Source organism: Allofournierella massiliensis (assembly GCF_964241245.1).
Classification (GTDB): Bacteria; Bacillota; Clostridia; order Oscillospirales; family Ruminococcaceae; genus Allofournierella; species Allofournierella massiliensis.
Genome location: NZ_CAXSWZ010000026.1, coordinates 1 through 22,028, shown reverse-complemented (window position 1 = coordinate 22,028; position 22,028 = coordinate 1). Strand labels below are relative to the sequence as shown.

General features: G+C 62.4%; 23 protein-coding genes. 7 read left to right on the top strand and 16 right to left on the bottom strand.

The window, feature by feature from the left end; all coding sequences use genetic code 11:
• The first annotated feature begins 55 nt into the window (after positions 1-55).
• The 4 genes from ACESYO_RS12700 (at position 56) to ACESYO_RS12685 (ending at position 2,193) form a co-directional block, all read left to right on the top strand.
• Positions 56-787, top strand: a complete 732-nt coding sequence (locus tag ACESYO_RS12700) for an AzlC family ABC transporter permease (RefSeq protein WP_058962705.1) — start codon at positions 56-58, stop codon at positions 785-787.
• A complete protein-coding gene (locus ACESYO_RS12695) occupies positions 784-1,092 on the top strand; it encodes an AzlD domain-containing protein (RefSeq protein ID WP_058962706.1) in 309 nt (102 codons plus the stop codon). The genes ACESYO_RS12700 and ACESYO_RS12695 overlap by 4 nt, the downstream gene beginning before the upstream one ends.
• Before the next feature lie 175 nt (positions 1,093-1,267).
• The gene (locus ACESYO_RS12690) at positions 1,268-1,705 is read left to right on the top strand and encodes a LytTR family DNA-binding domain-containing protein (protein ID WP_373210288.1); all 438 of its coding nucleotides are present in this window, start codon (positions 1,268-1,270) and stop codon (positions 1,703-1,705) included.
• Between the two features lie 23 nt (positions 1,706-1,728).
• On the top strand, positions 1,729-2,193 hold the full coding sequence (locus ACESYO_RS12685; protein ID WP_373210289.1) for a hypothetical protein: 465 nt from the start codon (positions 1,729-1,731) through the stop codon (positions 2,191-2,193).
• A 62-nt stretch (positions 2,194-2,255) separates the two neighbouring features.
• Here the strand turns inward: ACESYO_RS12685 and ACESYO_RS12680 are convergent, their stop codons facing one another.
• The 3 genes from ACESYO_RS12680 to ACESYO_RS12670 are packed head-to-tail and all read right to left on the bottom strand — an operon-like array spanning position 2,256 to position 3,721.
• The gene (locus ACESYO_RS12680) at positions 2,256-2,606 is read right to left on the bottom strand and encodes an arsenate reductase family protein (protein WP_058962707.1); all 351 of its coding nucleotides are present in this window, start codon (positions 2,604-2,606) and stop codon (positions 2,256-2,258) included.
• Between the two features lie 18 nt (positions 2,607-2,624).
• Positions 2,625-3,479: a Cof-type HAD-IIB family hydrolase gene (locus ACESYO_RS12675; RefSeq protein ID WP_373210291.1), complete on the bottom strand. Its 855-nt coding sequence runs from the start codon at positions 3,477-3,479 to the stop codon at positions 2,625-2,627.
• Positions 3,476-3,721, bottom strand: a complete 246-nt coding sequence (locus tag ACESYO_RS12670; protein WP_373211291.1) for a hypothetical protein — start codon at positions 3,719-3,721, stop codon at positions 3,476-3,478. The genes ACESYO_RS12675 and ACESYO_RS12670 overlap by 4 nt, the downstream gene beginning before the upstream one ends.
• 51 nt (positions 3,722-3,772) lie before the next feature.
• Here ACESYO_RS12670 and dsdA point away from each other — a divergent pair, with 51 nt between their 5' ends.
• Both dsdA and ACESYO_RS12660 read left to right on the top strand, forming a co-directional pair.
• Positions 3,773-5,113 carry a D-serine ammonia-lyase gene (dsdA, locus tag ACESYO_RS12665; RefSeq protein ID WP_373210292.1) on the top strand — a complete coding sequence of 447 codons (1,341 nt, stop codon included), beginning with the start codon at positions 3,773-3,775 and terminating at the stop codon, positions 5,111-5,113.
• A gap of 70 nt (positions 5,114-5,183) precedes the next feature.
• Positions 5,184-5,741 carry a cupin domain-containing protein gene (locus ACESYO_RS12660; protein ID WP_373210294.1) on the top strand — a complete coding sequence of 186 codons (558 nt, stop codon included), beginning with the start codon at positions 5,184-5,186 and terminating at the stop codon, positions 5,739-5,741.
• Between the two features lie 131 nt (positions 5,742-5,872).
• Here the strand turns inward: ACESYO_RS12660 and nagA are convergent, their stop codons facing one another.
• The 8 genes from nagA to ACESYO_RS12620 all read right to left on the bottom strand — a co-directional run bounded on the left by nagA (position 5,873) and on the right by ACESYO_RS12620 (position 13,844).
• On the bottom strand, positions 5,873-7,003 hold the full coding sequence (gene nagA, locus ACESYO_RS12655) for an N-acetylglucosamine-6-phosphate deacetylase (RefSeq protein ID WP_373210296.1): 1,131 nt from the start codon (positions 7,001-7,003) through the stop codon (positions 5,873-5,875).
• 287 nt (positions 7,004-7,290) lie between these two features.
• Positions 7,291-8,160, bottom strand: coding sequence for a putative manganese transporter (locus ACESYO_RS12650; RefSeq protein ID WP_373210297.1), 870 nt, complete (start codon positions 8,158-8,160; stop codon positions 7,291-7,293).
• 201 nt (positions 8,161-8,361) lie between these two features.
• Entirely contained in the window at positions 8,362-8,622 is a 261-nt protein-coding gene (locus ACESYO_RS12645; RefSeq protein WP_373210299.1) for a hypothetical protein, read from the bottom strand.
• A gap of 54 nt (positions 8,623-8,676) precedes the next feature.
• Complete coding sequence (locus ACESYO_RS12640) at positions 8,677-10,392, bottom strand: CCA tRNA nucleotidyltransferase (RefSeq protein WP_373210301.1); 1,716 nt, start codon at positions 10,390-10,392, stop codon at positions 8,677-8,679.
• A complete protein-coding gene (locus ACESYO_RS12635; protein ID WP_276872066.1) occupies positions 10,389-11,273 on the bottom strand; it encodes an SDR family oxidoreductase in 885 nt (294 codons plus the stop codon). The genes ACESYO_RS12640 and ACESYO_RS12635 overlap by 4 nt, the downstream gene beginning before the upstream one ends.
• A 12-nt stretch (positions 11,274-11,285) precedes the next feature.
• Positions 11,286-11,930 carry an NAD(P)H-hydrate epimerase gene (locus tag ACESYO_RS12630; protein WP_373210303.1) on the bottom strand — a complete coding sequence of 215 codons (645 nt, stop codon included), beginning with the start codon at positions 11,928-11,930 and terminating at the stop codon, positions 11,286-11,288.
• A 167-nt stretch (positions 11,931-12,097) separates the two neighbouring features.
• Complete coding sequence (locus tag ACESYO_RS12625; RefSeq protein ID WP_370828237.1) at positions 12,098-13,069, bottom strand: 2-keto-3-deoxygluconate permease; 972 nt, start codon at positions 13,067-13,069, stop codon at positions 12,098-12,100.
• A 28-nt stretch (positions 13,070-13,097) separates the two neighbouring features.
• Positions 13,098-13,844: an SDR family NAD(P)-dependent oxidoreductase gene (locus ACESYO_RS12620; RefSeq protein WP_058962717.1), complete on the bottom strand. Its 747-nt coding sequence runs from the start codon at positions 13,842-13,844 to the stop codon at positions 13,098-13,100.
• A 221-nt stretch (positions 13,845-14,065) separates the two neighbouring features.
• Between ACESYO_RS12620 and ACESYO_RS12615 the strand changes: the two genes are divergently transcribed.
• Positions 14,066-15,283, top strand: coding sequence for a PucR family transcriptional regulator (locus ACESYO_RS12615; protein ID WP_373210305.1), 1,218 nt, complete (start codon positions 14,066-14,068; stop codon positions 15,281-15,283).
• Positions 15,284-15,366: 83 nt separating this feature from the next.
• Here ACESYO_RS12615 and ACESYO_RS12610 read toward each other — a convergent pair whose 3' ends face one another.
• From ACESYO_RS12610 to ACESYO_RS12590, 5 genes are all read right to left on the bottom strand, one after another.
• Positions 15,367-16,323, bottom strand: coding sequence for an ABC transporter permease (locus ACESYO_RS12610; RefSeq protein WP_058962719.1), 957 nt, complete (start codon positions 16,321-16,323; stop codon positions 15,367-15,369).
• Positions 16,323-17,420, bottom strand: coding sequence for an ABC transporter permease (locus ACESYO_RS12605; protein ID WP_058962720.1), 1,098 nt, complete (start codon positions 17,418-17,420; stop codon positions 16,323-16,325). The genes ACESYO_RS12610 and ACESYO_RS12605 overlap by 1 nt, the downstream gene beginning before the upstream one ends.
• Positions 17,417-18,955 carry an ABC transporter ATP-binding protein gene (locus ACESYO_RS12600; protein ID WP_346671917.1) on the bottom strand — a complete coding sequence of 513 codons (1,539 nt, stop codon included), beginning with the start codon at positions 18,953-18,955 and terminating at the stop codon, positions 17,417-17,419. The genes ACESYO_RS12605 and ACESYO_RS12600 overlap by 4 nt, the downstream gene beginning before the upstream one ends.
• 427 nt (positions 18,956-19,382) lie before the next feature.
• The gene (locus ACESYO_RS12595; RefSeq protein WP_373210306.1) at positions 19,383-20,558 is read right to left on the bottom strand and encodes a BMP family ABC transporter substrate-binding protein; all 1,176 of its coding nucleotides are present in this window, start codon (positions 20,556-20,558) and stop codon (positions 19,383-19,385) included.
• 293 nt (positions 20,559-20,851) lie between these two features.
• Positions 20,852-21,676: a YhfC family intramembrane metalloprotease gene (locus tag ACESYO_RS12590; RefSeq protein ID WP_373210309.1), complete on the bottom strand. Its 825-nt coding sequence runs from the start codon at positions 21,674-21,676 to the stop codon at positions 20,852-20,854.
• Positions 21,677-22,028: the final 352 nt, after the last annotated feature.

Below are 22,028 nucleotides of genomic sequence, written 5' to 3'. Positions count from 1 at the left end.
TCGCTTTATTTGTATAATGTGATACAGCACTTTATTTTCAAAGGGGGAGCGCCCCATGAAAGGGGAATACAAAGCGGGCCTTGCGGACGGGCTCGCCATTGGCATCGGGTATTTTTCGGTGAGCTTTACCTTCGGCATTCTGGCGGTGAAGGGCGGGCTTTCGGCGCTGACCGCCGGGCTGATCAGCCTGACCAATCTGACCAGCGCCGGGCAGTTTGCCGGGCTCACGGTGATTCTGGCCCACGGCTCGCTGGTGGAGCTGGCCCTCACCCAGCTGGTGATCAACCTGCGCTATGCGCTGATGAGCCTTTCGCTCAGCCAGCGGCTGGGGCCACAGTTCACCACCCGGCGGCGGATGACCATCGCCTTTGCCAACACCGACGAGATCTTTGCCGTGGCCATGGGGCGCACCTCGCCGCTGACCCCGGCCTACATGTACGGCCTTGCCACCCTGCCCATTCTGGGCTGGACGTTCGGCACGTTGAGCGGCGCGGTGGCCAGCGGCTTACTCAACGCGGCGGTGCGCAGTGCGCTGGGCGTGGCGCTGTACAGCATGTTTGTGGCCATTGTGGTGCCGCCCATGCGCCAGCTGAAGAGCGTGCGCATCGTGGTGGCGGCGGCGGTGATCGTGAGCTGTGTGATCGCATGGGTGCCACTGCTCAAATTCATTTCCAGCGGCTTTGCCATTATCTTGAGCACGCTGGCGGCGGCCGCGCTGGGGGCATGGCTGTTCCCGGTGGATCTGGCCGATGAGGAACCCGCTGAAAAACAGGAGGAAACCGCATGAGCTTATTCTGGTATCTTTTGGTGATGGCGGGGGTCACCTACCTGATCCGCATGCTGCCGCTGACGCTGCTGCAGAAGAAGATTCAAAACCGGCGGCTGCGGTCGTTTCTGTTCTATGTGCCTTACGCCTGCCTGGCCGCCATGACCTTCCCGGCCATCCTCTCGGCCACCGAAAGCCCGATCAGCGCCTTCGCCGCGCTGGTGGTTGCGGTGGCGGTGGGCTTCGCCGGGCGGGGCCTGGTCACAGTGGCGGCCTGCGCCTGCGTCACCGTATTTGTGGTGGAGCGTCTGCTGGCGCTGCTGTGAATATTTGAACCCCATCTGAAAAAGCGGGCTGCACCCTTGCCGGTGCGGCCCGCTTTTTTGCAGGTCGGGAAGCAAATTCTTCCGGTGGGGAAAAACCGCTGGCCAACCGCTGTTTTCCCGGTTATACTGAAACCGGAGACCAACCGGTCAACACGCCGAAAAAGGGGGAATCTTCATGCGGATCGAGCTGCGCACCAACCCTTCCCTGCAGGAGACGGTGGTCACGGTGGAATGCCCAGCGCTGGACGATTCCACCGCCCGGCTGCTGGCCAGCCTGCGGGCCTTTGACCACAAGCTCACCGGCCTGCGGGACGGCCAGACCTGGCTGCTGGAGCCTGCCGACGTTTTTTACATCGAGACGGTGGACAAGCTGGCCTTTCTTTACGGGGAAACAACCGTCTGGGAAAGCCCGCTGCGGCTGTATGAGCTGGAGGACCGGCTGAGCGGCGGCAGCTTTTTGCGGGCGGGCAAATCCTGCCTTGTGAACCTGGACCGGGTGCGAGCGCTGCGGCCGGAGATGGGCGGGCGGCTGGAGCTGACCATGCAGAACGGCGAGCGGCTGTTTGTTTCCCGCCAGTATACCCCCGCCTTTAAACAGCGGCTCGGCCTTTGAGCGGCGGAACAGGAGGTTTTTCCATGGGCAATTGGAGCAGACGAATCTCGCTGACCTACCTGCGGGCGCTGCTGCGCTGGCAGGTTTTCGCACCGGTGTATCTGGTGCTGCTGTTTGGCTATTACGGGCTGACCGGCCTGTTTTCCCTTCCCCGCCGCACCGGGCTGGGGCTGCAATGTTATCTGTTGTTTTGCGCGGTGTTTCTCTGTGCGCTGCATCGGCTGATTTTTGCCGGGCGCAGCCTGGCCCGCTGGCGGTGCGCCGCAAGGCTTGTGCTGTTCACCGGCTGCCTGTTTCCTTTCTGGATGGGGCTGATGCCCTTTCTGGGCCTTTCGCTGCGGGCAGGTCTTGTAAGCTTTGCCGCCCTGCTGCTGGCGGTGGGCGCGGTCACGGCGATCTACGAGGGCTTCAGCCGCATCCGGGGCAGGCGCTACGACCGGCAGCTGCGGGACTATCATGCCCGCCGGGCGGCGGAGCACAGGCAATAAAAAAAACCGTGGAATCCGGCGTTTCGGGTTCCACGGTTTTTGTTTTGTTTCTTTATCAAATATCACAGCAGCTTTGCCCACTCCTCGGCCTTGAAGCCGGGGAATACGCCCTTGTCGGTGACGAGAATGGGCCGCTTGACCAGCATGCCGTCGGTGGCCAGCAGGTCAAAGACCTCCCCGTCGGTCATGGCGGGCAGCTTGTCCTTCAGGCCCATGGACTTATATAAAAGGCCGCTGGTGTTCACGAACTTTTTCACCGCAAGGCCGCTTTTCGCCTGCCAGTCGGCCAGCTCGGCGGCGGTGGGGTTTTCTTCCTTGATGGGGCGGGCGGTGTAGGAAACGCCCTGCTCGTCCAGCCACTTTTTCGCCTTCTGGCAGGTGGTGCATTTGTCGTAGCATACAAAGGTAATCATGTTTTTTCTCCTTTTTGCTCAGAACAGGAACTCGTCCTCCGGGGGCATCTCCACTTCCTCTTCAAAGATGAACTTCTCCACCGCAAGGCCCACGCCGTCGTGGTTGTTGTCCGCCGTGACCCAGGTGGCCGCCTGCTTCACCTGCGGCACCGCGTTGCCCATGGCAATGCCCACGCCTGCCAGCCGGATCATGGAAATATCGTTCCAGCCGTCGCCGCAGGCCATCAGGTTTTCCTCGGTCAGGCCCAGAATGGTCAGCAGCGCCCGCAGGCTCTGGGCCTTTTCCACGCCCAGGGGCATGATCTCCAGAAAATACGGCATGCTCTTATAAATGGAGAGCCTGCCCGAAAACTTCTGCTGCATGTGTTCTTCCACCCGGGCGATTTCGTCCGGGTTTTTGCTCAGCAGAATCTTGTTCACGTCGAAGTCGATGAAGCTGCCCAGATCCTGCACCGGAATGGCCGGTACCCGGCAGGTGAAGCACTCCAGCTGCACATATTCATCCTCGGGGTGCTCGGTGATCACGCCCTCGGCGTTGTAGCTCATGGCCACCGCACCGGCGGCGCGGGCTTCGTCGCACACGGGCTTCACCAGCTCGGGCGGGAAGGCCTCCTGGGCCACCACCGCGCCGGTGGCGCAGTCCACAATGCAGCCGCCGTTATAACTTAAAATGTAGCCGCCCAGCTTGTCCAGCTCCAGCTCCTTGGCCAGATACTGCACGCCCACGGTGGGGCGGCCGCTGGCCAGCACGATGCGCACGCCTGCTTCGGCGGCACGGCGCAGCGCGGCCCGGGTGCGGGGGGTGATTTCCTTTTTTGTATTGGTGAGGGTGCCGTCCAGATCCAGAGCCAGCACCTTGATGGTATCGTTCATGGCAGTATCTCCTGTTGTTTGGGGCCGCCCGTATGGCGGGAGCCGGAAAATGTCTCACTTTTCCCATTGTAGCGAAAACGGATGCGCTTGAAAAGCCTTTTTTCCCCATTTTCCGGCCCCCGGTTCCCAAACTTTTGGCCGCCGGGGGCCGATTTTCTGTGCCATCTGCCCGGGCGGGCAATCCCAAAAATTTTTTGCTCCGGCCCATTGACATTTAACAGCTGTTTATCTATAATGAACATGCAACTGAACAGCCGTTTATTTTTACTGAACAAAGCAAGGAGGAAGTTCCCATGTACGACCCGAACCGCTTTATTGAATCCGATCCCGCCATCCGCCGGGTGGCCGCGGGAGAACCCACCGTATGGATCAACCCGGACTATCTGCCGGTGGAGGTCACCGACGGTCTGTGCCAGCTGGTGGTGCCGGATTCCGCCATCGACGATGCCGAGGCCCGGCTGGCCCGGTTTGCCCCCTTCATCCGCCGCCGCTTCCCGGAGACCGAGCCCACCAACGGCCTGATCGAATCTCCCCTTGCGGACATTCCCCGGATGCAGCAGGCGCTGGAACAGGAATACGGCTGCACCATCCCCGGCCGGCTGATGCTGAAGATGGACAGCCACCTGGCCATTGCCGGTTCGGTGAAGGCCCGGGGCGGCATCTACGAGGTGCTCAAGCACGCCGAGGATCTGGCCATTGCCGCCGGAAAGCTGACCATGGAGGACGACTACGCCAGGCTGGATAGCGAGGAAATGCGAAACTTTTTCCGCCAGTACACCGTGCAGGTGGGCTCCACCGGCAATCTGGGCATGTCGATCGGCATCATGAGCGCAGCGCTGGGCTTCCGGGTAAAGGTGCACATGTCCGCAGACGCCAAGCAGTGGAAGAAGGACCTGCTGCGCAGCCACGGGGTGGAGGTGCTGGAATACAGCGGCGACTACTCCAAGGCGGTGGCCGAGGGCCGCGCCCTTTCGGACGCCGACCCCATGAGCTATTTTGTGGACGATGAAAAATCCGTGGATCTGTTCCTGGGCTACGCGGTGGCCGCCCGCCGGCTGAAAAAGCAGCTGGACGAGCAGGGCATCGCCGTGGACGAGGCCCATCCGCTGATCGTCTACCTGCCCACCGGTGTGGGCGGCGCGCCCGGCGGCGTGACCTACGGCCTGAAGCGGCTGTTTAAAAATAATGTACACTGCTTTCTTGTAGAGCCCACCCTCTGCCCCTCGGTGCTGCTGGGCATGGCCACCAAGCAGTACGAAAAAGCCAACGTGCGCGACTTCGGCCTTTCCGGCCGCACCCACGCCGACGGTCTGGCCTGCGCCTCCCCCTCCAGCTTTGTGACCCGTGTGCTGGGCAATCTGGCCAGCGGCGATTTCACCGTGACCGATGCAAAGCTGTATGACTATCTGCGCCTGCTGGATTCCAGCGAGGGCAAGCGGATCGAGCCTTCCAGCTGCGCGGCCTTCGTGGGCCCCTGCCAGCTGCTCACGCTGGAGGACTCCCGCCGCTACTGCGCCGAACAGGGCCTGACCGAAGAGGCGCTGGCAAACAGCGTGCAGATCGCCTGGGCCACCGGCGGCCGTCTGGTGCCCGCCGAAGTATGGGAGCAGTATCTGGCCACCCATCTGGACTGATCCGGCTTTTCCCCCGGGCGGGTTTGTGGTATAATCGGTTCTGTTACCAGCAGAACGGAGGGACTACCAGATGGACGAAGAGCTGAACATTGGGCGGAAGGTGCAGCAGTTCCGCAAGCAGAGCGGGCTGAGCCTGCGGGAGCTGGCCGCCCGGGTGGAGCTGAGCCCCTCGATGCTCAGCCAGATCGAGAACGACGCGGTGAACCCCTCCATCAATACCTTAAAGAACATCGCGCAGGCCCTTCATGTGCCGCTGTTCCGCTTTTTCAAGGAGGACGAGCCCCAGCCGGAACGGCTGATCGTGCGCCGGGGCGAGAACCGGATCATCGGCCACCCGGGCGAAGAGGTGCTTTACAAGCTGCTCACCCCCACGGCGGACTGCTCCATTGAATTCTGCCTGATGGAGATCCCGCCCCACACCGCCTCCTCGGACATTGACCGGGAGCACACCGGCGAAGAGGTGGCCTATGTGATCAGCGGTCAGGTGAACCTGCATCTGCGGGGCAGCGTGTACCGGCTTTGCGCCGGCGACTCGGTGCAGATTCCCCCGGCCACCCCCCACCGCTGGGTGAACGATTCCGACGAGGAATTCCGCGCGGTGTTCGCCATCACTCCGCCCAGCTTTTAAACACAGAACAAAGCCGCCCTCTGCGCCTGCCGGGTTCCGGCGTTTGCGCAAAGGGCGGTTTCTGTTTGCCACAAAAGGCAGAAAAAGGCCCCGTTCTCAGTTTGGGAACGGGGCCTTTGTGTTCGCAGGAATTACTGCTTTACGCCGCCGATGAAGATGGTCTCGGGCTGCAGGGTCTCCTTGTTCAGGATCAGCACGTCGGCGCGCTTGCCGGTGGTGATGCTGCCGATCTCGTCGAACAGGCCAACCGCCTTGGAGGGGTTGATGGTGGCAGCCTTCAGAGCGGCCTCCAGAGGTACGCCGAACTTCACAGCGCGGCGGAAGCACTCGGCCAGGCAGGTGGCGCTGCCCGCGATGGTGCCGTCCTCCAGGGTGGCCTTGCCGTCGGTCATGAATACCTTCTGGCCGCCCAGGCTGTACTCGCCGTTGGGCATGCCGGCAGCACGCATGCTGTCGCTGATCAGGCAGACGCGGTCGTTGCCGAACATGGCAAAGACGGCGCGCACCACAGCGGGATGCAGATGGATGCCGTCGCTGATGATCTCCACATGGGCAGCGTCATCGGCAGCAGCGCCCACAACGCCGGGAGCGCGATGGGTGAAGGCGGGCATGGCGTTGAACAGGTGGGTGGTATGGGTAGCGCCGTTGGCGAAGCCGGCCTTGGCCTCGTCGTAGGTGGCGCAGGTGTGGGCGATGGAAACGGTGCACAGCTTGCTGGCCTTGCGGATGAAGTACAGCGCGCCGGGCAGCTCGGGGGCCACGTCGATCAGGCGGATGTTCTTGCCGGACTTCTCATACAGGCGCTGGAACATGTCGAAATCGGGGTCGACGATGTACTTCTCGGCCTGGGCGCCCTTCTTGGCCTTGTTGAAGAAGGGGCCTTCCATGTTCACGCCGCGCAGCACGGCGCCTTCGCCGTCCTGATGGAAGCGGGGCTTGGCAGCCTCGAATACACCCGTCAGGATCTCCTCGTCAAAGGCCATGGTGGTGCCCATGAAGGTGGTAACGCCTTGGCTGCCCTCGTAGCGGCTGATCTTCACCACGTCCTCGGTGGTGGCGTCGCAGAAGTCGCTGCCGGCAGCGCCGTGGATGTGGATGTCCACGAAGCCGGGGGTAACGTACTTGCCGGTGGCGTCGATAACCTCGTCGCCCTCCAGAGTGCCGGCGGGAGCAATCTCAACGATGCGGTCGCCCTCCAGCTTGATGTCGGCCTGCATGAAGCGGCCCTGATCGGTGAAAATATGACCATTCTTGATAATCATAGGAAAACCTCTCCTTCCTGATGGAAAAAATCCGTTCGGCAGCGGGGCAGCGCGCCCCGGCCCGGTGGCACGGCAATGCCTTTTTTAGCAGACCGCACCTGCTTTCTAGCCCCATTATAACGCACCCGCCGCGCCGGAACAATCGGCAGCGCACAAAATACGCGATTGTGCAAATTTAACAATAAAAACACCCAAGGCCGGGGCCAAACTGGCTTGTTTCCATGGGAGGGGCAAAACAAAAAATCCCCCGAAGCGGAACGCCCGCTTTGGGGGATTTCTGATTCTTGTTACAGGCCAAAGAGCTGCAGCGCCATGCCGGTGACGGCGCCCGCGGCCCAGAGCAGGCCGGTGATGAACAGGTTCTGCTTCCAGCTGCGGTTTGCCTTCCACAGCACCACAAGGCCCACGCCCGCGCCGCTGCACAGGCCGGCCACCGCCGCGCCGAAGCTGATGGAGCCGCCCAGATACAGTTGGGTGAGCAGCACGCTGGCCGCGCAGTTGGGCACAAGGCCGATGAGGGCCGCGAAGATGGGCTGGAACACGCCCAGATTGGCCAGAAAAGCGGTGAACACCTGCTCGCCCACCAGCTCCATGGCAAGGCCGATCGCGAAGCTGAAGCCCACGATGTACAAAAAAATGGTAAAGGTGTGCCACAGAGCCGACACAAAAATGCTCTGGCGCGCGGCGTGGTGCTCGTGGCAGTCCACCTCGTCGGCGTGGCCGGTGTAGCCGCCCCGCAGCGAGGCGGGCACAAGGCGCACCAGCACCACATCCAGCACAAGGCCGGCCAGCAGGGCCACGGCGATTTTCACGCCGATGAGCAGCGCCAGCCGGGGCCACTGGTTCGGCACCGCCAGCAGCATGGGAATGGCCTCGTCGCTGGTGGCAAGGAACACCGCCAGCAGGGTGCCCAGGCTGATGACCCGGCTGCCGTAGAAGTTGGCGGCCATGGCGGAAAAGCCGCACTGGGGCACGCAGCCCAGCACCGCGCCGGGCACAAAGCCCCAGTGGCCGCCGCCCTCCAGCGCCTTTTCGATGCGGCTGCCGTGGAACCGCTCGATGTATTCGATCAAAAGATATGCAAGATACAAAAAGGGCAGCATGGGAATGCTGTCGTGGACGGCATGTTCTGCAACATGCAGCAGTTCGTGCATCATAAAAAACTCTCTCCTTCCCCATCCGCCGCCCCGAAAGCGCCTTTGCGCCGGGCGGCAGCATGGACTAGTATAGCCGCATTTTGCCCCCGGCACAATGCCCCCCCGCCCCATTCCGGGGGCGGTTTTTTCGCTTTTTGAAAAATTTTTGCAACAAAACGAAGACCCGGCCCCCACATTTGCCGTGGGGGCCGGGCCGGTCGATTATTCTTTCGCAGCCGGGGGTGCATCCGCCGGGGCGGGCTCTTCCCCCGTCATCCGGCGGCAGCGCAGCTCTTCACGGATCTGATGCAGCAGCTCAATGGCTTCTCCCAATCCGTAAAGAAGCACACCGGCGGCAATGGACGCCAGCACACACTCCACAATGAGAAAAATATCCAGCGTGATCAGCGCAGGGAGCATCCCGCATATCGCTCCCACAACCGCAAAGGCCTTTAAAAAGGCCGCCACCTTGTTTTCCGTCATGGTGCATCCTCCCTTTTCGTCCGCGGGCCGGCCGCCCGTTTTCTCCGTCGCCGCTTACTCCTGCCACTCCCGGGCTTTGGCCAGCAGGGCCTCGCGGGTGTTTTCCACCCGGCCCTCCACCACCTCGTGGAGCAGCCAGTCCAGCATGTTGCTCATGCTGGGGCCGGGCTTGGCCAGCCCTGCGGTGAGCAGGTTGCCGCCGGTGATGGCCAGCTGGTCGGTGGCGTAGCAGCCCGCGTTTTTGATGGTATCGCTCAGGGTCTTTTCAAAGGCCTTCAGATTTTCGCCCTTGGCATGGTGGGAGGAAACGTCCGCCCACCAGATGTGCACCAGGCTGTTCACCTGCCGGGGGCCCAGCAACTGCAGCCAGCGGCGCACGCTCACCTCGCCGGTGGCCGGGCGGATGCCGTGGAAGCGGATCAGCTGGCACACGGTCTCCCGGCTGTTCCGGTCCACCTTCAGCCGGCGCAGGATGCAGTCCGCCAGCTGGGCGCTCACCTCGGCGTGGCCCTCAAAGGTGCTGTCGCCCTCCTTCAGGGTCTCCCGGCACCAGGGCTTGCCGATGTCCCGCAGAAGCATGGCCCAGCGCACCTCGGGGATGTCCGGCGCGTAGGCCAGCGTATCCGCCGCGTGCTGCCACAGGTTCTGCTCCTCGCCGCCCCGCTTCTGGGTGAAGGTGAGGGCGGGCTCGATCTCCGGCATCACATAGGCCAGAATATCGCCGTTTTCCGCCGCCACCCGGTGGGCCGCCTTGCCGCAGAGAAGCCGGGTCATCTCCCGGGCCATCCGCTCGCCGCTTACCCAGCGCAGCATCTGCTTTTTGCTGTTGGCCGCGGCCATGGTCTCGGGTTCAACGGCAAAATCCAGCACCGAGGCAAACCGCAGCAGCCGCAGAATGCGCAGCGCGTCCTCGCCAAAGCGCTGGGCCGGGTCGCCCACGCAGCGCAGCACGCCGCTCTTCAGATCCCCCTGCCCGCCGAAGGGGTCGATCACGGTGCCGTCCGGCCCCATGGCCATGGCGTTGATGGTGAAATCCCGCCGGGCCAGATCCTCCTCCAGACTGCTCACAAAGGTGACCTCCTCCGGGCGGCGGTGATCCTCATAATCCCCTTCCGCCCGGTAGGTGGTGATTTCGTAGGTCTCGTTGCCCGCCAGCACGGTCACGGTGCCGTGCCTGATGCCGGTCTCCAGTACCTTATATGTACCGGCAAAGCACTCCTTCACCTGATCCGGCCGGGCGCTGGTGCACAGATCCCAGTCCTTGGGATCCTTGCCCAGCAGGCTGTCGCGCACGCAGCCGCCCACGGCCCATGCCTCGAAGCCCTGCTCGTTCAGCGTGCCGATCAGCTTTGCCGCCATGGGGGGCATCACCGGCAGCTCGATCTGCCGCTCCCAGGCAAGGCGCTCCACCAGCGCCACGTCCGCCGGGCAGAAGTTGTAGTCCTTCATTTCGGCGGGGGCCACCCAGCGGGCCTCCTCGTGCACCCGCACCTCCATCTCGCCGCCGGTCACCCGGCCGTTGAAGAAGGTGAAGTGGATGTCCTTATCCGGGTAGGAGTAATCCAGCGAAGCATAAGCGGGCCCGAGGGTGATGTCCAGCCCCAGCTCCTCCCTGCATTCCCGCACCGCAGCCTGCTCCGGGCTTTCGCCCTCCTCCAGCTTGCCGCCGGGGAACTCCCACAAAAAGGCGCAGCTTCCGCCCTCGCCCCGTTTACAGATCAGGATCTTGCCCGCCTCGTCGGTCAGGATCACCGCAGCCACATGGATCATACCTCATTGCCTCCTTCTTGTTTCTCAAAGGCGTGCAGACAGGCCGCAAAGCTGGCCGTCGTATCGCCAAAGTCCACCCCGCAGCCCGCTTTCAGGCGGCTGGTGTCCATACTCAGATTCCGTTCAAATTCCGGCCAGCGCTCTGTGTCCGGCCGCACAAGGGCCAGCGCGGCGTCGCCCGCGCCCAGCAGGCCCAGGCATTCCAGCGCGGTGGCGTAGGTGTTCAGCGGGTTCTCCGCCCCCATGTTGTACACCCCGCCGGGCAAACCGGCCATCTTGTCCATGGCCGCCACCACCGGCTGCACCCAGGTGATGCCCCGGTACTCCCGCACCGCCATGGAAAGGGGCACCTTGCCCGCAAGGCTGTGGCGCAGCATGCCCCAGAAGCCGGTGCTGCTTTTCAGCCCCGGCCGCTCAAAATCGTACATCCAGCTGGCCCGCAGGCAGACCGCATCCGGGCAGGCCTCCAGCACCCGCTGCTCGGCCTCCCACTTGTGGCGGCCGTACACGTTCACCGGGTCAAGGGGTGCGTCCTCGGGCAGGGGGCCCAACCGCCGGGTGCCGTTGTACACCTGATCCGAGCTGAACAGCACCAGCTTTGCCCCCAGCGCCGCGCATTCCTCCGCCAGCGCCGCCGGGGCCTGCAGGTTCACTTCAAAGCTCTCCAGCGGGTGATTTTCGCAGTAGCCGGTGTCCGCCAGCGCGGCGGTGTGGATGACCAGCTGGGGCGCAGCCCCCGCCAGCGCGGCGTGCACCGCCTCACGGTCGGTCAGCTCCAGCCGGCTGTGATCCAGCGGGGTGATGTCCCATATATCCCGGTAATGCTGCACGAGCCGGCTTCCCACAAAGCCGCCCGCGCCGGTGATGACCACTCGTTTCATGGCTCGCCCTCCTTATGGATTCAGAACGGCTGTGATGCCGATGTCCGCCACCTCCACCCGGCCGCACTGCGCCGCCGCCAGCCGGTGGCAGGGCTTTGCCGCGTGGAAGGTCACGGTCAGCTCTGCCTGCACCGCGCCCTCGGCGGCGTTTCCGCTGTCCGCCTCAAGGCCGCTGGGCAGATCCAGCGCCAGCACCTTGCCGGGCGCTTCGTTCATCCATCGTGCCGTGGCAAGGCCCGCCGGGCGCAAAGCCCCGTGGAAGCCGGTGCCGTACACGCCGTCCAGCACGAGATCCGAGCCCTTTAAAAATTCCGCCTGCTCCGGCTGGTTCAGCGCGTCCAGCGCCAGCACCGGCAGGCCCATATCCCGGGCAAGGCCGCAGTTGTAGACCGCGTCGGTGGTCACCGGCTCGCCCTCCACAAGGAAGATACGCACCGCGAGGCCCGCGTTTGCCAGATGCCGGGCCGCCACAAAGCCGTCGCCCCCGTTGTTGCCCTTGCCGCAGAAGATCGCGGCGCTTTTTGCCTCCGGAACCGCACGCAGCGCAAGCCGGGCCGCTGCCGCGCCCGCGTTTTCCATCATCTGCCGGTAGGAAAGGCCCGCCGCGTCCGCCCGCTGCTCCAGCTGCTTCATTTCGGCCGCCGTTACCTCGTTCATTCTCGTTTCCCCCTTACGGCCGGCGCGGGCTACGTTTGCCCCGCGCCCGGTGCTGAATCATTTCACTGATAGAACGTTTAATGTTACCATTATAACACAAAGCCCCCGGATGTTTTACCGATCCGGGGGCTTGATTTTGTTAATTTTTCACGAATTTTTCGTCGAAATCAGGCATTCGCGCCCTGTGCGGCGCCGTCCTGCCCGGCCTTTGCACCCGCGCGGCGGGCGTTGTATTTCACCACAAGGCTGGTGAGCACGGGGGTCAGGAAGGAGGTGATGATCACCGAGGCGGCCACCTGAGCGGTGGCGATGGGGGCAATGGCCGCGTAGCTGGGGTCCACAGCCGCCAGCGCGCCCGGGTTGGACACGCCGCTGGCCGCGGTGCTGGAGATGGAAGCGCCCGCGATGCCGCTGCCGCCGGTGAGCTTGTCGGCGCAGATGGTGATGAAACCAACCACGAACACGGTGACCAGACCCAGCAGAATGCCGGACAGGCCGCCCTGGAACAGCTGCTGAATGGACATGCCGCAGCCCAGAGCAAAACCAACGGTGATGATGCTGGGGGTAACGCCGGCAGACAGGGTCTGCTTGAACCAGGGCGAGCAGTTGCCCAGCACGATGCCGATGATCAGCGGCAGGATGGAACCCACGATGGCCCAGACCGAGATGCTGGCCAGACCCGCGCTGCTCAGGGCGATCATGGTCACGGTGGGGCCAACGCTCAGGGAGGTGATGGCCACCGCGCCCTTTTCGGAGTCGTCGCCGTACTGGGCGGTGATGCCGGAGTACAGGGCGTTGTTGGCCACCGAGATGGCGCTGATGATGGCCAGGGACGACAGGCCCAGGAAGTTATCCCCGAACAGGAAGGCCACCGCCAGACCCAGGATTACCGACAGGGCAACCTTGGTCACGATGATCACCGCGCCGATCTTGATGGCGCGGGGGGTGCTCTTCACGTCGATGGTGGCGCCCAGAAACAGCAGGAACACACCCACCAGCGCGCTGGTGCCGTTCACCATGCCGGTGAAGAAACCGCCGATCTGCAGTGCTTGCGGCACAAAGGAGTTCAGTACCACGCCGATCAGCATGGGCACCACGATGGTATCGCCGGGAAAGCGCTTATATTTGAACTTTTTCATGCGTTTTCTCTCCTCTTTTCGGGGCGGATCAGTCCAGCACGATGCCGCCGTCGCAGTCACCGATTTCGCCGTTTACAAAGCTGGCGGCATCGGAGGCGAAGAACAGAATCATCTGGGCGATCTCCACCGGCTGGGCAGCGCGGCCCAGAGGAATCATGCCGATGACCTTGGCGCTCTTCTCGGCGTCCTCGGCCAGGGTCCTGGTCATGCTGGTCATGGTGAAGGAGGGGCAGACCGCGTTGCAGGAGATGCCGTACTTGCCGCCTTCCTTGGCGATGGCCTTGGTCAGGCCGTTCACGCCCGCCTTGGAGGAGGCGTAGGCCGCGGTGCCCAGCAGGCCGCCGCCGATCTTGCCGGCCACGGAGGAAACGTTCACGATGCGGCCGCCCTTCTTCTCCTTGAAGTAGGGGTAGATGGCGGAGCAGGTGGTGAAGGTGCCGGTCAGGTTGATGCGCAGGGTGCGCTCCCACTCGGCATCGCTGATCTCCTCGAAGGGAGCCTTGGAGATCACGCCGCCCACGTTGATCAGCACGTCCACCCGGTCAAAGTCGGCCAGAACCTGCGCCATGACCGCACGGATGTTCTCGCTGCTGCCCAGATCGATCTTGTAGAAGGAGCAGTTGCCCACTTCCGCAGCGGTGGCCTTGCCCACTTCCTCGTTGATGTCCAGAATCACGGCGTGGCCGCCGCCGGCCACAACACCCTTTACCGTCTCCTTGCCAATGCCCTGTGCACCGCCGGTAACCAGAACCGTCTTGCCGCTGAAATCAAACATGATACTACTTCCTCTCTCTATCCGCACCTGTGTGCGTGTTGAATTGTTGATGGAGGGCGGGCGGCGTTCTTCGGCTGTTCGGCCCGGCCGGGCGCCGATCGTCAAAGAATTAACCATCCCGCTTCGTGTATGATTATAGCATTGTTCCCGCGGCGAAAAAATGGTATCATAGCATAGAAATGCACAGGTTATTTGTGCTGCTGGCACAAAGGAGGAAGGCCATGGAAACCCCAACCCGCTGGCAGCTGGTTCAGCTTTCGCTGGACGGCTGCAGCTTCGACCAGCTGGTGGAGCAGTGCGCGCTGTTTCTGCACAACCCGCTGGTGATCATCGACAACACCTACCGGATCATCGCCCATTCCCACTGCATCACCGCGCCGGACGAGGTGTGGGCCAACGCGGTGCAGCGGGGCTATGTGACGCTGGAATTCGCCGCCACCCTGAACAACTGGGCCGCCTTGAAGGACAAAAACAGCCGCTACGAGCGGATGACCGTGAGCCAGATCACCCCCCTTCGCCGCCGGTTTTACCACATCTCCTTCCGGGGCGAGCTGCTGGGGTATCTGAACATCACCGAGGGCAGCACCCCCTTTGAAGAGGTGGAGGAGGAGTGCTGCCATCTGGTAACCCAGCTGCTGGCCCGGGAGATGTATGCCCAGTACCATTTTGGCGATGCGCGCCGCAAAAGCAACAACGAAGAGGTGCTTTTGCAGCTGGTGGCGGGCAATTTTGTGAACCGGGCGCACTTTCTGGGGCAGGTGCAGCGCAGCACCCTGAACACCAGCTGCACCTGGCGGGTGCTGTGCTGCGATCTGGAAAACTTCCTCAGCTACAACGCCGGGGAGGACGATTTCAAGCACGAGCTGCTGGAGCTGTTCCCCTACGGCACCATCGTGATTGTGAAGCGGATTCTGGTGATTCTGTGCGAGGGGCGGTACTGCGACCCGTCGGACACAAGGCTGTTCGCCCGGCTGAACCGGTACCTGAAAACAAAGGGGCTGCAGTTCGGCATCAGCGACCCCTTCGACGATCTGTTCCGCCTGCGCCGCTACCGGGATCAGGCCATGCAGGCCTGCAGGCTGCGCCGGTATCTGCTGCAGCCGGAGCATCTGTACACCTTCTTCGAGGAGGTCAAGACCTATGCCCTGCTCAGCCGCATTCCCCGGGGCGAGCGGCAGCTGTTTTGCAGCGGGCCGGTGCTGGCCCTCTGGCAGCAGGACAGGCTGGAGCACACCGAATACCTGCTCACCCTGCGCATCTATCTGCAAACCAACCGGAGCATCAAGGCCACCGCCGCCTTCCTGCATGTGCACCGGAACACCATCAACTATCGCATCGGCAAGATCCGGGAGCTGTTCGGGCCGGAATTCGACGCGCTGAACACCGCGAACCAGATTCTGCTTTCCTGCCAGCTGCTCCAGCTGGCGGACTCGGACTGACCCCCCACAACGAAAAACGGCTCCGGCCTTCTGTTCTTTGCAGAAGGCCGGAGCCGTATTTTTTTACGCCGGAAGGCAATCGCTTACCGCTCCTCGCGGAAGTAGTTGTTGCCCAGGAAGGCAGGGATGTGCGCACCCTTGCTGCCCCGCATGCTGGTGATGATCAGCACCAGCGCGGTGATCAGGAAGGGCAGCATGTCGAAGAAGGCGTCGGGCATATTCACCATGAAGCCCACCTTGTAGTATTTCAGCACGCGCAGCGCACCGAATACGAAGCTGCCCAGAATGGCCATGTGGGGCTTCCAGGCGGCGAAGATGACCAGCGCCACCGCGATCCAGCCCAGGCCGTTCACGCTGTTGGAGATCCACACGCCGCCGTTGATGATCATGCCGCAGTAGGCGCCGCCGATGCCGCAGATGCCGCCGCCCAAGAGGATGTTGAAGTACTTCCACCTGGTAACCTGAATGGAGGCCGCGTCCGCCGCGCCGGGGTTCTCGCCGATGGCCTGCACGTTCAGGCCGGTCTTGGTGCGGTAGAGGTACCAGCCGCACACCGCCGCCACCACAATGCCCAGATAGACAAAGGGATTGTAGCTGAACAGCAGCTCGCCCACCACCGGCAGGTCGCTCAGCACCGGAATATGGATGCTGCGCATCTGGGCGGTCACGTTCTCGGGCAGCTTCAGGGTGCCGCCCTCAGAGGTGCCGATCATGTACACGCCGATGAAGTTGGAGATACCCACGCCGAAGATGGTCATGGTCAGGCCCGCCACGTTCTGGTTAGCCATGAAGGTGACGGTGAGCACCGCGTAAATCAGCGCGGCCAGCATGCCCGCCACAAAGGCGCAGAGCAGCGCCACCAGAAAATTATCGCTCAGGTAGCCGCCCATGAAGCCCGCGCAGGCGCCGATGGCCATCATGCCTTCCACGCCCAGGTTCAGGTGACCCACCTTCTCGTTCAGAATCTCGCCCACGGTGCCGAACAGCAGCGGGGTGCCCGCGCCGATGGCGGCCACCAGAAATTTAATGAACAGATCCATTATTTGGCGCCCCCTTTCTTGCCGCGGCCCACAAAGGCGTACCGCACAAAGAATTCACTGCCCAGAATGAAGAAGAGAATGATGCCCTGCAAAACGTCCGCGCAGTCGGAGGAAAGGCCGTAGGTGGACTGCACCACGCTGGAGCCCTTTTCCAGAATGCTGAACAGCAGCGAAACCACCAGGATCATGCCCGGGTTCAGCTGGCACAGCCAGGCCACGATGATGGCGGTGAAGCCCACGCCGCCGGCTACGCCCATGGACAGGGTCATGTCGCTGCCGGAAACCTGGCACACGCCCGCGATGCCCGCGATGGCGCCGGACAGGAACATGGTGCGCAGCACCACCTTTTTCACATGGATGCCCGCATAGCGCGCGGTGTCCTGGCTTTCGCCCACCACGCTGATCTCGTAGCCCTGCTTGCTGCGCTTTAAGTAGATCCACACCAGCGCCACCAGCACCAGCATGATGATCCAGCCGAAGTGCACGCCCAGCACCTTGTCCATGCCGGCGTTCTTGTCGAACCGGGCGATCTTGGAAAAGCCGTTGGCCTCCGGGTCGCGCCAGGGGCCCGCCTGCAGGTAAGACACCAGATGCAGCGCAATGTAGTTGAGCATCAGGGTGAGCAGGGTCTCGTTGGTACCCCACTTCACCTTGAAGGCCGCGGCCAGCAGGCCCCACAGGCCGCCGCCCAGCGCGCCCGCCACCAGCATCACCAGCAGCAGCACCCAGTGGTTCCAGTGGGGGAAGTTCAAGGCGAAATAGCTGGCGAACACCGCGCCCATGATCAGCTGGCCCTCACCGCCGATGTTCCAGAACTTCATTTTAAAGGCCAGCGTCACGCCCAGCGCACAGATGCACAGGGGGATGGCGAACTTCACGGTGGACTGAATGGCGATCTTGCTGCGGAACGCGCCCTCCAGAATGGTGCCGTATACGGCGATGGGGTTATGGCCGATGGCCAGAATGAACAAACCGCCCGCCACGATGCTCAGCGCCACCGCCAGCAGCCGGAAGCCGATCATCTGGCGGCCGCTGCGCTCGGCATGCTTTACCACATGGAACAGCGGTTCTTTTGTTGTTTTCACGGTACCGGTCATGCCTGCTGTGCCTCCTTCTGCTTCTCTTCCTCGGTCATCTCGCCGGTCATCATCAGGCCGATCTGCTCCTTGGTCACGGTCTTGGCGTCCACCAGACCGGTGATGCGGCCGTGGCAGAGCACCAGAATCCGGTCGCACAGCTCCAGCAGCACGTCCAGATCCTCGCCGATGAACATCACGGCCACGCCCTTTTCCTTCTGCTGGTTCAAAAGATCATAGATCACATAGCTGGAGTTGATGTCCAGACCGCGCACCGGGTAGGCGGTGATCAGCAGGTTCGGGTTGGATTCGATCTCGCGGCCCAGCAGCACCTTCTGCACGTTGCCGCCGCTCATCAGGCGCACCGGGGTCTCGATGCCGGGGGTCACGATGGAGAGCTTCTCCACCAGCTTTTTGGCCAGCGCACGGGCCGGGGCACGATCCACAAAGGGGCCCTTGCCATTCCGGTAGCTCTTCAGCAGCATGTTGTCGGTCATGCCCATACTGGCCACCAGACCCATGCCCAGACGATCCTCGGGCACAAAGCTCATGGAGATGCCCAGGTCGATGATGGCCTCCGGGCTCTTGCCCAGAATGTTTTCCTTTTTATACAGCACTGCGCCCTTTTTCGCGGGAATCAGGCCCGCGATGGCCTCGCACAGCTCCTTCTGGCCGCTGCCGGCCACACCGGCCACGCCCAGAATCTCGCCGGAGTGGATGTGGAAGCTCACGTCGTCCAGACCCTTGCTTCCGTCGGGCTTGTCCACGGTCAGATCCACCACCTTCAGGATGGTGTGCACGTCCCTGGGCTCCGGGCGGCGGATGGACAGGCTCACCGCGTGGCCCACCATCAGCTCGGTGAGCCTGGCGGCGTCCACACCGGCGGTGGCCACGCTGCCCACGCTCCTGCCCTTGCGCAGAATGGTCACCCGGTCGCTGATGGCCAGCACCTCGTTCAGCTTGTGGGTGATGATGATGATGGCGCAGCCCTTGGCCTTCATCTGGCGCAGAATGGCGAACAGCTTGTCGGTCTCCTGCGGGGTGAGTACAGCGGTGGGCTCGTCCAGAATCAGGATCTTCGCGCCCCGGTACAGCACCTTCAGAATCTCCACGGTCTGCTTTTCCGAAACGCTCATCTCGTACACCGGCTTCTCCGGGTCGATTTCCAGGCCGTAATTGGCGCACAGCTCCTTGACCTGGGCCTTCAGGGCCTTTTTGCCCGGCAGCTTGCCGGGGGTGCCCAGCACGATGTTCTCCATGGCAGTGAACACCTCCACCAGCTTGAAGTGCTGGTGGATCATGCCGATGCCCAGATTCTGCGCGTCCACCGGGGAGCTGATGCTCACCGGCTGCCCGGCCACGAAGATCTGGCCGTCGTCCGGATGATAGATGCCGGAGATCATATTCATCAGGGTAGTTTTGCCGCTGCCGTTTTCGCCCAGCAGGGCCAGGATCTCGCCGTACTGTACGTCCAGCTCAATGCCGTCGTTGGCCACCACGCTGCCGAACCGCTTGGTGATGCCGCTGCAGCGAATGGCACATTTCTGTTCGCCCATGAGGTTCCTCCTCCTTGCGTTGGTTGTGTGTGTGCGGGGCCGCGGCCCCATATACCGGAAAAAAGGGCGGTCTCAGGACCGCCCTTTCGCCTGCCATTAAATTTTGTTGCCGGCGCAGCGATTTAAAATCGCGTCAGGATTCCCGGGCATGTACCGGAAATCCTGACTCCTTGACAGAAAAAAGGCTCGATTTTGTGTGCGCAGTGCGCAAAATCGTGTCTTTTTTCGCCGGAAAAGGGATGCTGGTCGCTTTGCGATGTACAGTCCAGTGGACTGTACAAGGCATCGAGCCGGTTTGCAAGGCAAATCGCACGAATCGTTTTGCGTGCGAAGGCTCTTGGGGGAAACCAGCAAGCATCACCCGCGCACGGCGCGGGTCGTGCGGCTGGTGTCCCTCAGGATTCTGTCGAGACTTCGACAGAATCAATTAGGCCTGCTCGTGCACGTTCTCCACGTACCAGTTGCAGCTGCCGTAGTCGGCGCCCTCCAGAGTGTGGGTGTTGCCCTCGTTGTCCACGATCTCGGTCTTGCCGTCGAACACGTCCCACTCACCGGAAACGATCTGGGCCTTCACCTCGTCGATCTTCTCGGCGGTGCCCTCAGCGATCAGGTCAGTGTTCAGGTCGGCCAGAGTTACCAGACCGTCGGCCATGTCGCCGAAGTAGTTGTCCACCTTCTCGCCGGCAACCCAGGTGCCGTCGATCACGTTCTGCACGGCCTGGGTGTAGTAAACGCTCCAGTCCCACATAACGCTGGTCAGGGTGGCGGCGGGGGCATCCTTGCTCATGTCGCTGTTGTAGCCCACGCCCCAGACACCGTGCTCCTCAGCGGCCAGCTGGGGGCCGGCGGTGTCGCAGTGCTGGCCGATCACGTCGCAGCCGGAAGCGATCAGGGCCTCGGCGGCCTGCTTCTCGCCTTCGGGATCGAACCAGCTGTTGGTCACCTTCACGTAAACCTGAGCGTCCGGGTTCACGCTGGCAACGCCCATGGCAAAGGCGTTGATGCCGCTGGTAACCTCGCCGTTGTCCTTGCCCATGGCGGCCACGTAGCCGATCTTGTCGGACTCGGTCTTCAGGCCGGCGGCGATGCCGCTCAGGTAACGGGCCTGATAGATGCGGCCGAAGTAGTTGTTGAAGTTGGTGCCGTTGGACTTGTAGCCGGTGCCGTGGCTGAAGATGATGTCGGGATATTCCTCGGCCATGGCCTCACAGGTATCCATGTAGCCCCAGGAGGTGGCGAAGATGATGTTGCAGCCTTCCTCCACCAGCTCGGTCAGAGCGTTCTGCACGGCGGCAGCGTCGGTGTCGGACACGTTGATCTTCTCCACCAGCTGATCTTCGCTCAGGCCGATGTTCTTCATCATGCCCTGGATGCCCTGCTCGTGGGTGTAGCTGTAACCGGTGCCCTCAGCGGGGTCGGACAGGTGCACAACGCCAACCTTGATGTCTTCCTTGGCAATGCCGGCGCCGGTGGCCTCGGCGGAAGCGGCGGTGCTGCCGGAGGCGGCGGTGGAAGCAGTGCTGCCGGAAGCGGTGCTGCCGCCGCAGGCGGCCAGGCTTACGGCCATCACAGCGGCCAGCGCAAGGCTCAGAATCTTCTTCATGTGAAAAATCCCCCTTACATGGTTGTTGAATCGTTCCATTCCCGGAAACGGCGCGAGCAGGCGGCCGGGCCGCCTGCTCCCGCAAGCTCGTTTCTTCGAGTACGTTACCCATTGTAGCCTTTCTTTTTCACGATTTCAACACTTTTCCCCCCGCCTTCTGCATCTTCGGCAAGATACACGACGGCCCTTTGCATTTGCACGATCATTTTGTCTGTTAAGCCAATGTAAAAACCCCGCAAACCGGCCTGCCAAGCGGGTTTGCGGGGTTTTTCGCAGCTCAAAAAGTATTACTTTTAACTTTCGTTCACGGACGTTTGTGTAAACGTCTCCGGGGCGTCAAACCGGCTTTGCTGCCCGAGGGTGAAGGCGGTGCAGGCAAGGCCCGCGGCCAGCAGCACCAGCTCGGTGAGCACCGACGCCACGGTGCTGTTCACTATATAAGAAAGGCCCATCAGCACAAGAGAAACCCCGGCGTTGAACACGGTGTGGGCCAGAATGGCCGCCAGATACAGCGCCGGGCGGCGGCGCTTCACCGCCAGGAACACAAGGCAGGTGGCGAACACATGGTACATCACCGCGCTCACCCGCTCCAGAATGCCCAGATAGACCATGGCCGGGCTGGCGGCGGCCAGCTGCTGGTTCACAGCCTGCAAAAGATCGTTGCCGAAGCCCAGCGACGCGGCCAGCTGGGGATCCTGCAAAATCATGCAGAACAGCAGGTTGTTCACCTGCCCCAGACCCACCAGCAGAATCACCTCGCACAGCCCGTGGCCCAGGCCGAAGCTGATCATGTCCTTATAGGTGCGGTGCTGTTTCAGCAGCTTTGCCCCCACAAGGCGGGCGGTCTCCTCAAACAGACCGGCGGAAAGCCCGCCCACTACGATCACATATACCACGGTATGGGTGGCAAAGGCCGCAAACCAGCTCTGGGTGCCCAGCACCTGCAGCAGCGGAATGCGCAAAAGGATCTGGCTGATGAAAAAGCTGGCAAAGCCCGCCAGCAGCGGCAGCGGGTTCAGCTTCCGGGTGATGAGCAGCACCGCCAGCAGCACCACCGGCAGAATCAGGGTGCACACCAGCGACACCCCGAAGGAAAGAATCAACGCGTTTGAAATCATGGTTTTCCCCCTTTTCCGTCCGCACGGCACCGGGCGGCATTTTGGGCCTTCCCTTCCCCCACACCCGGCATCCGATCATTTTTGCCGGGCAGCAGTCAGGCACCGCGAGAAGCCGCCATTTCCCCTCCGGCCACCGGAGCACGCCGGAGCGGTGCTCCCGCCGCAGCAGGTGCAGCACGGTCTTTGCTATAACATATACCCCCTGCCGGGTGGAAGGTCAAGTGTTTTTTGCGCAATTTTCTTTTTCCCCCGCCGGAAAACCGCGAAAAACGGCGCAAAAAGGGGCTGTTGCAAAATAGCCTAAAATGAAAAAAATGAGATAGACTTCCCCGAAAGGGTTGCCTATCTCATT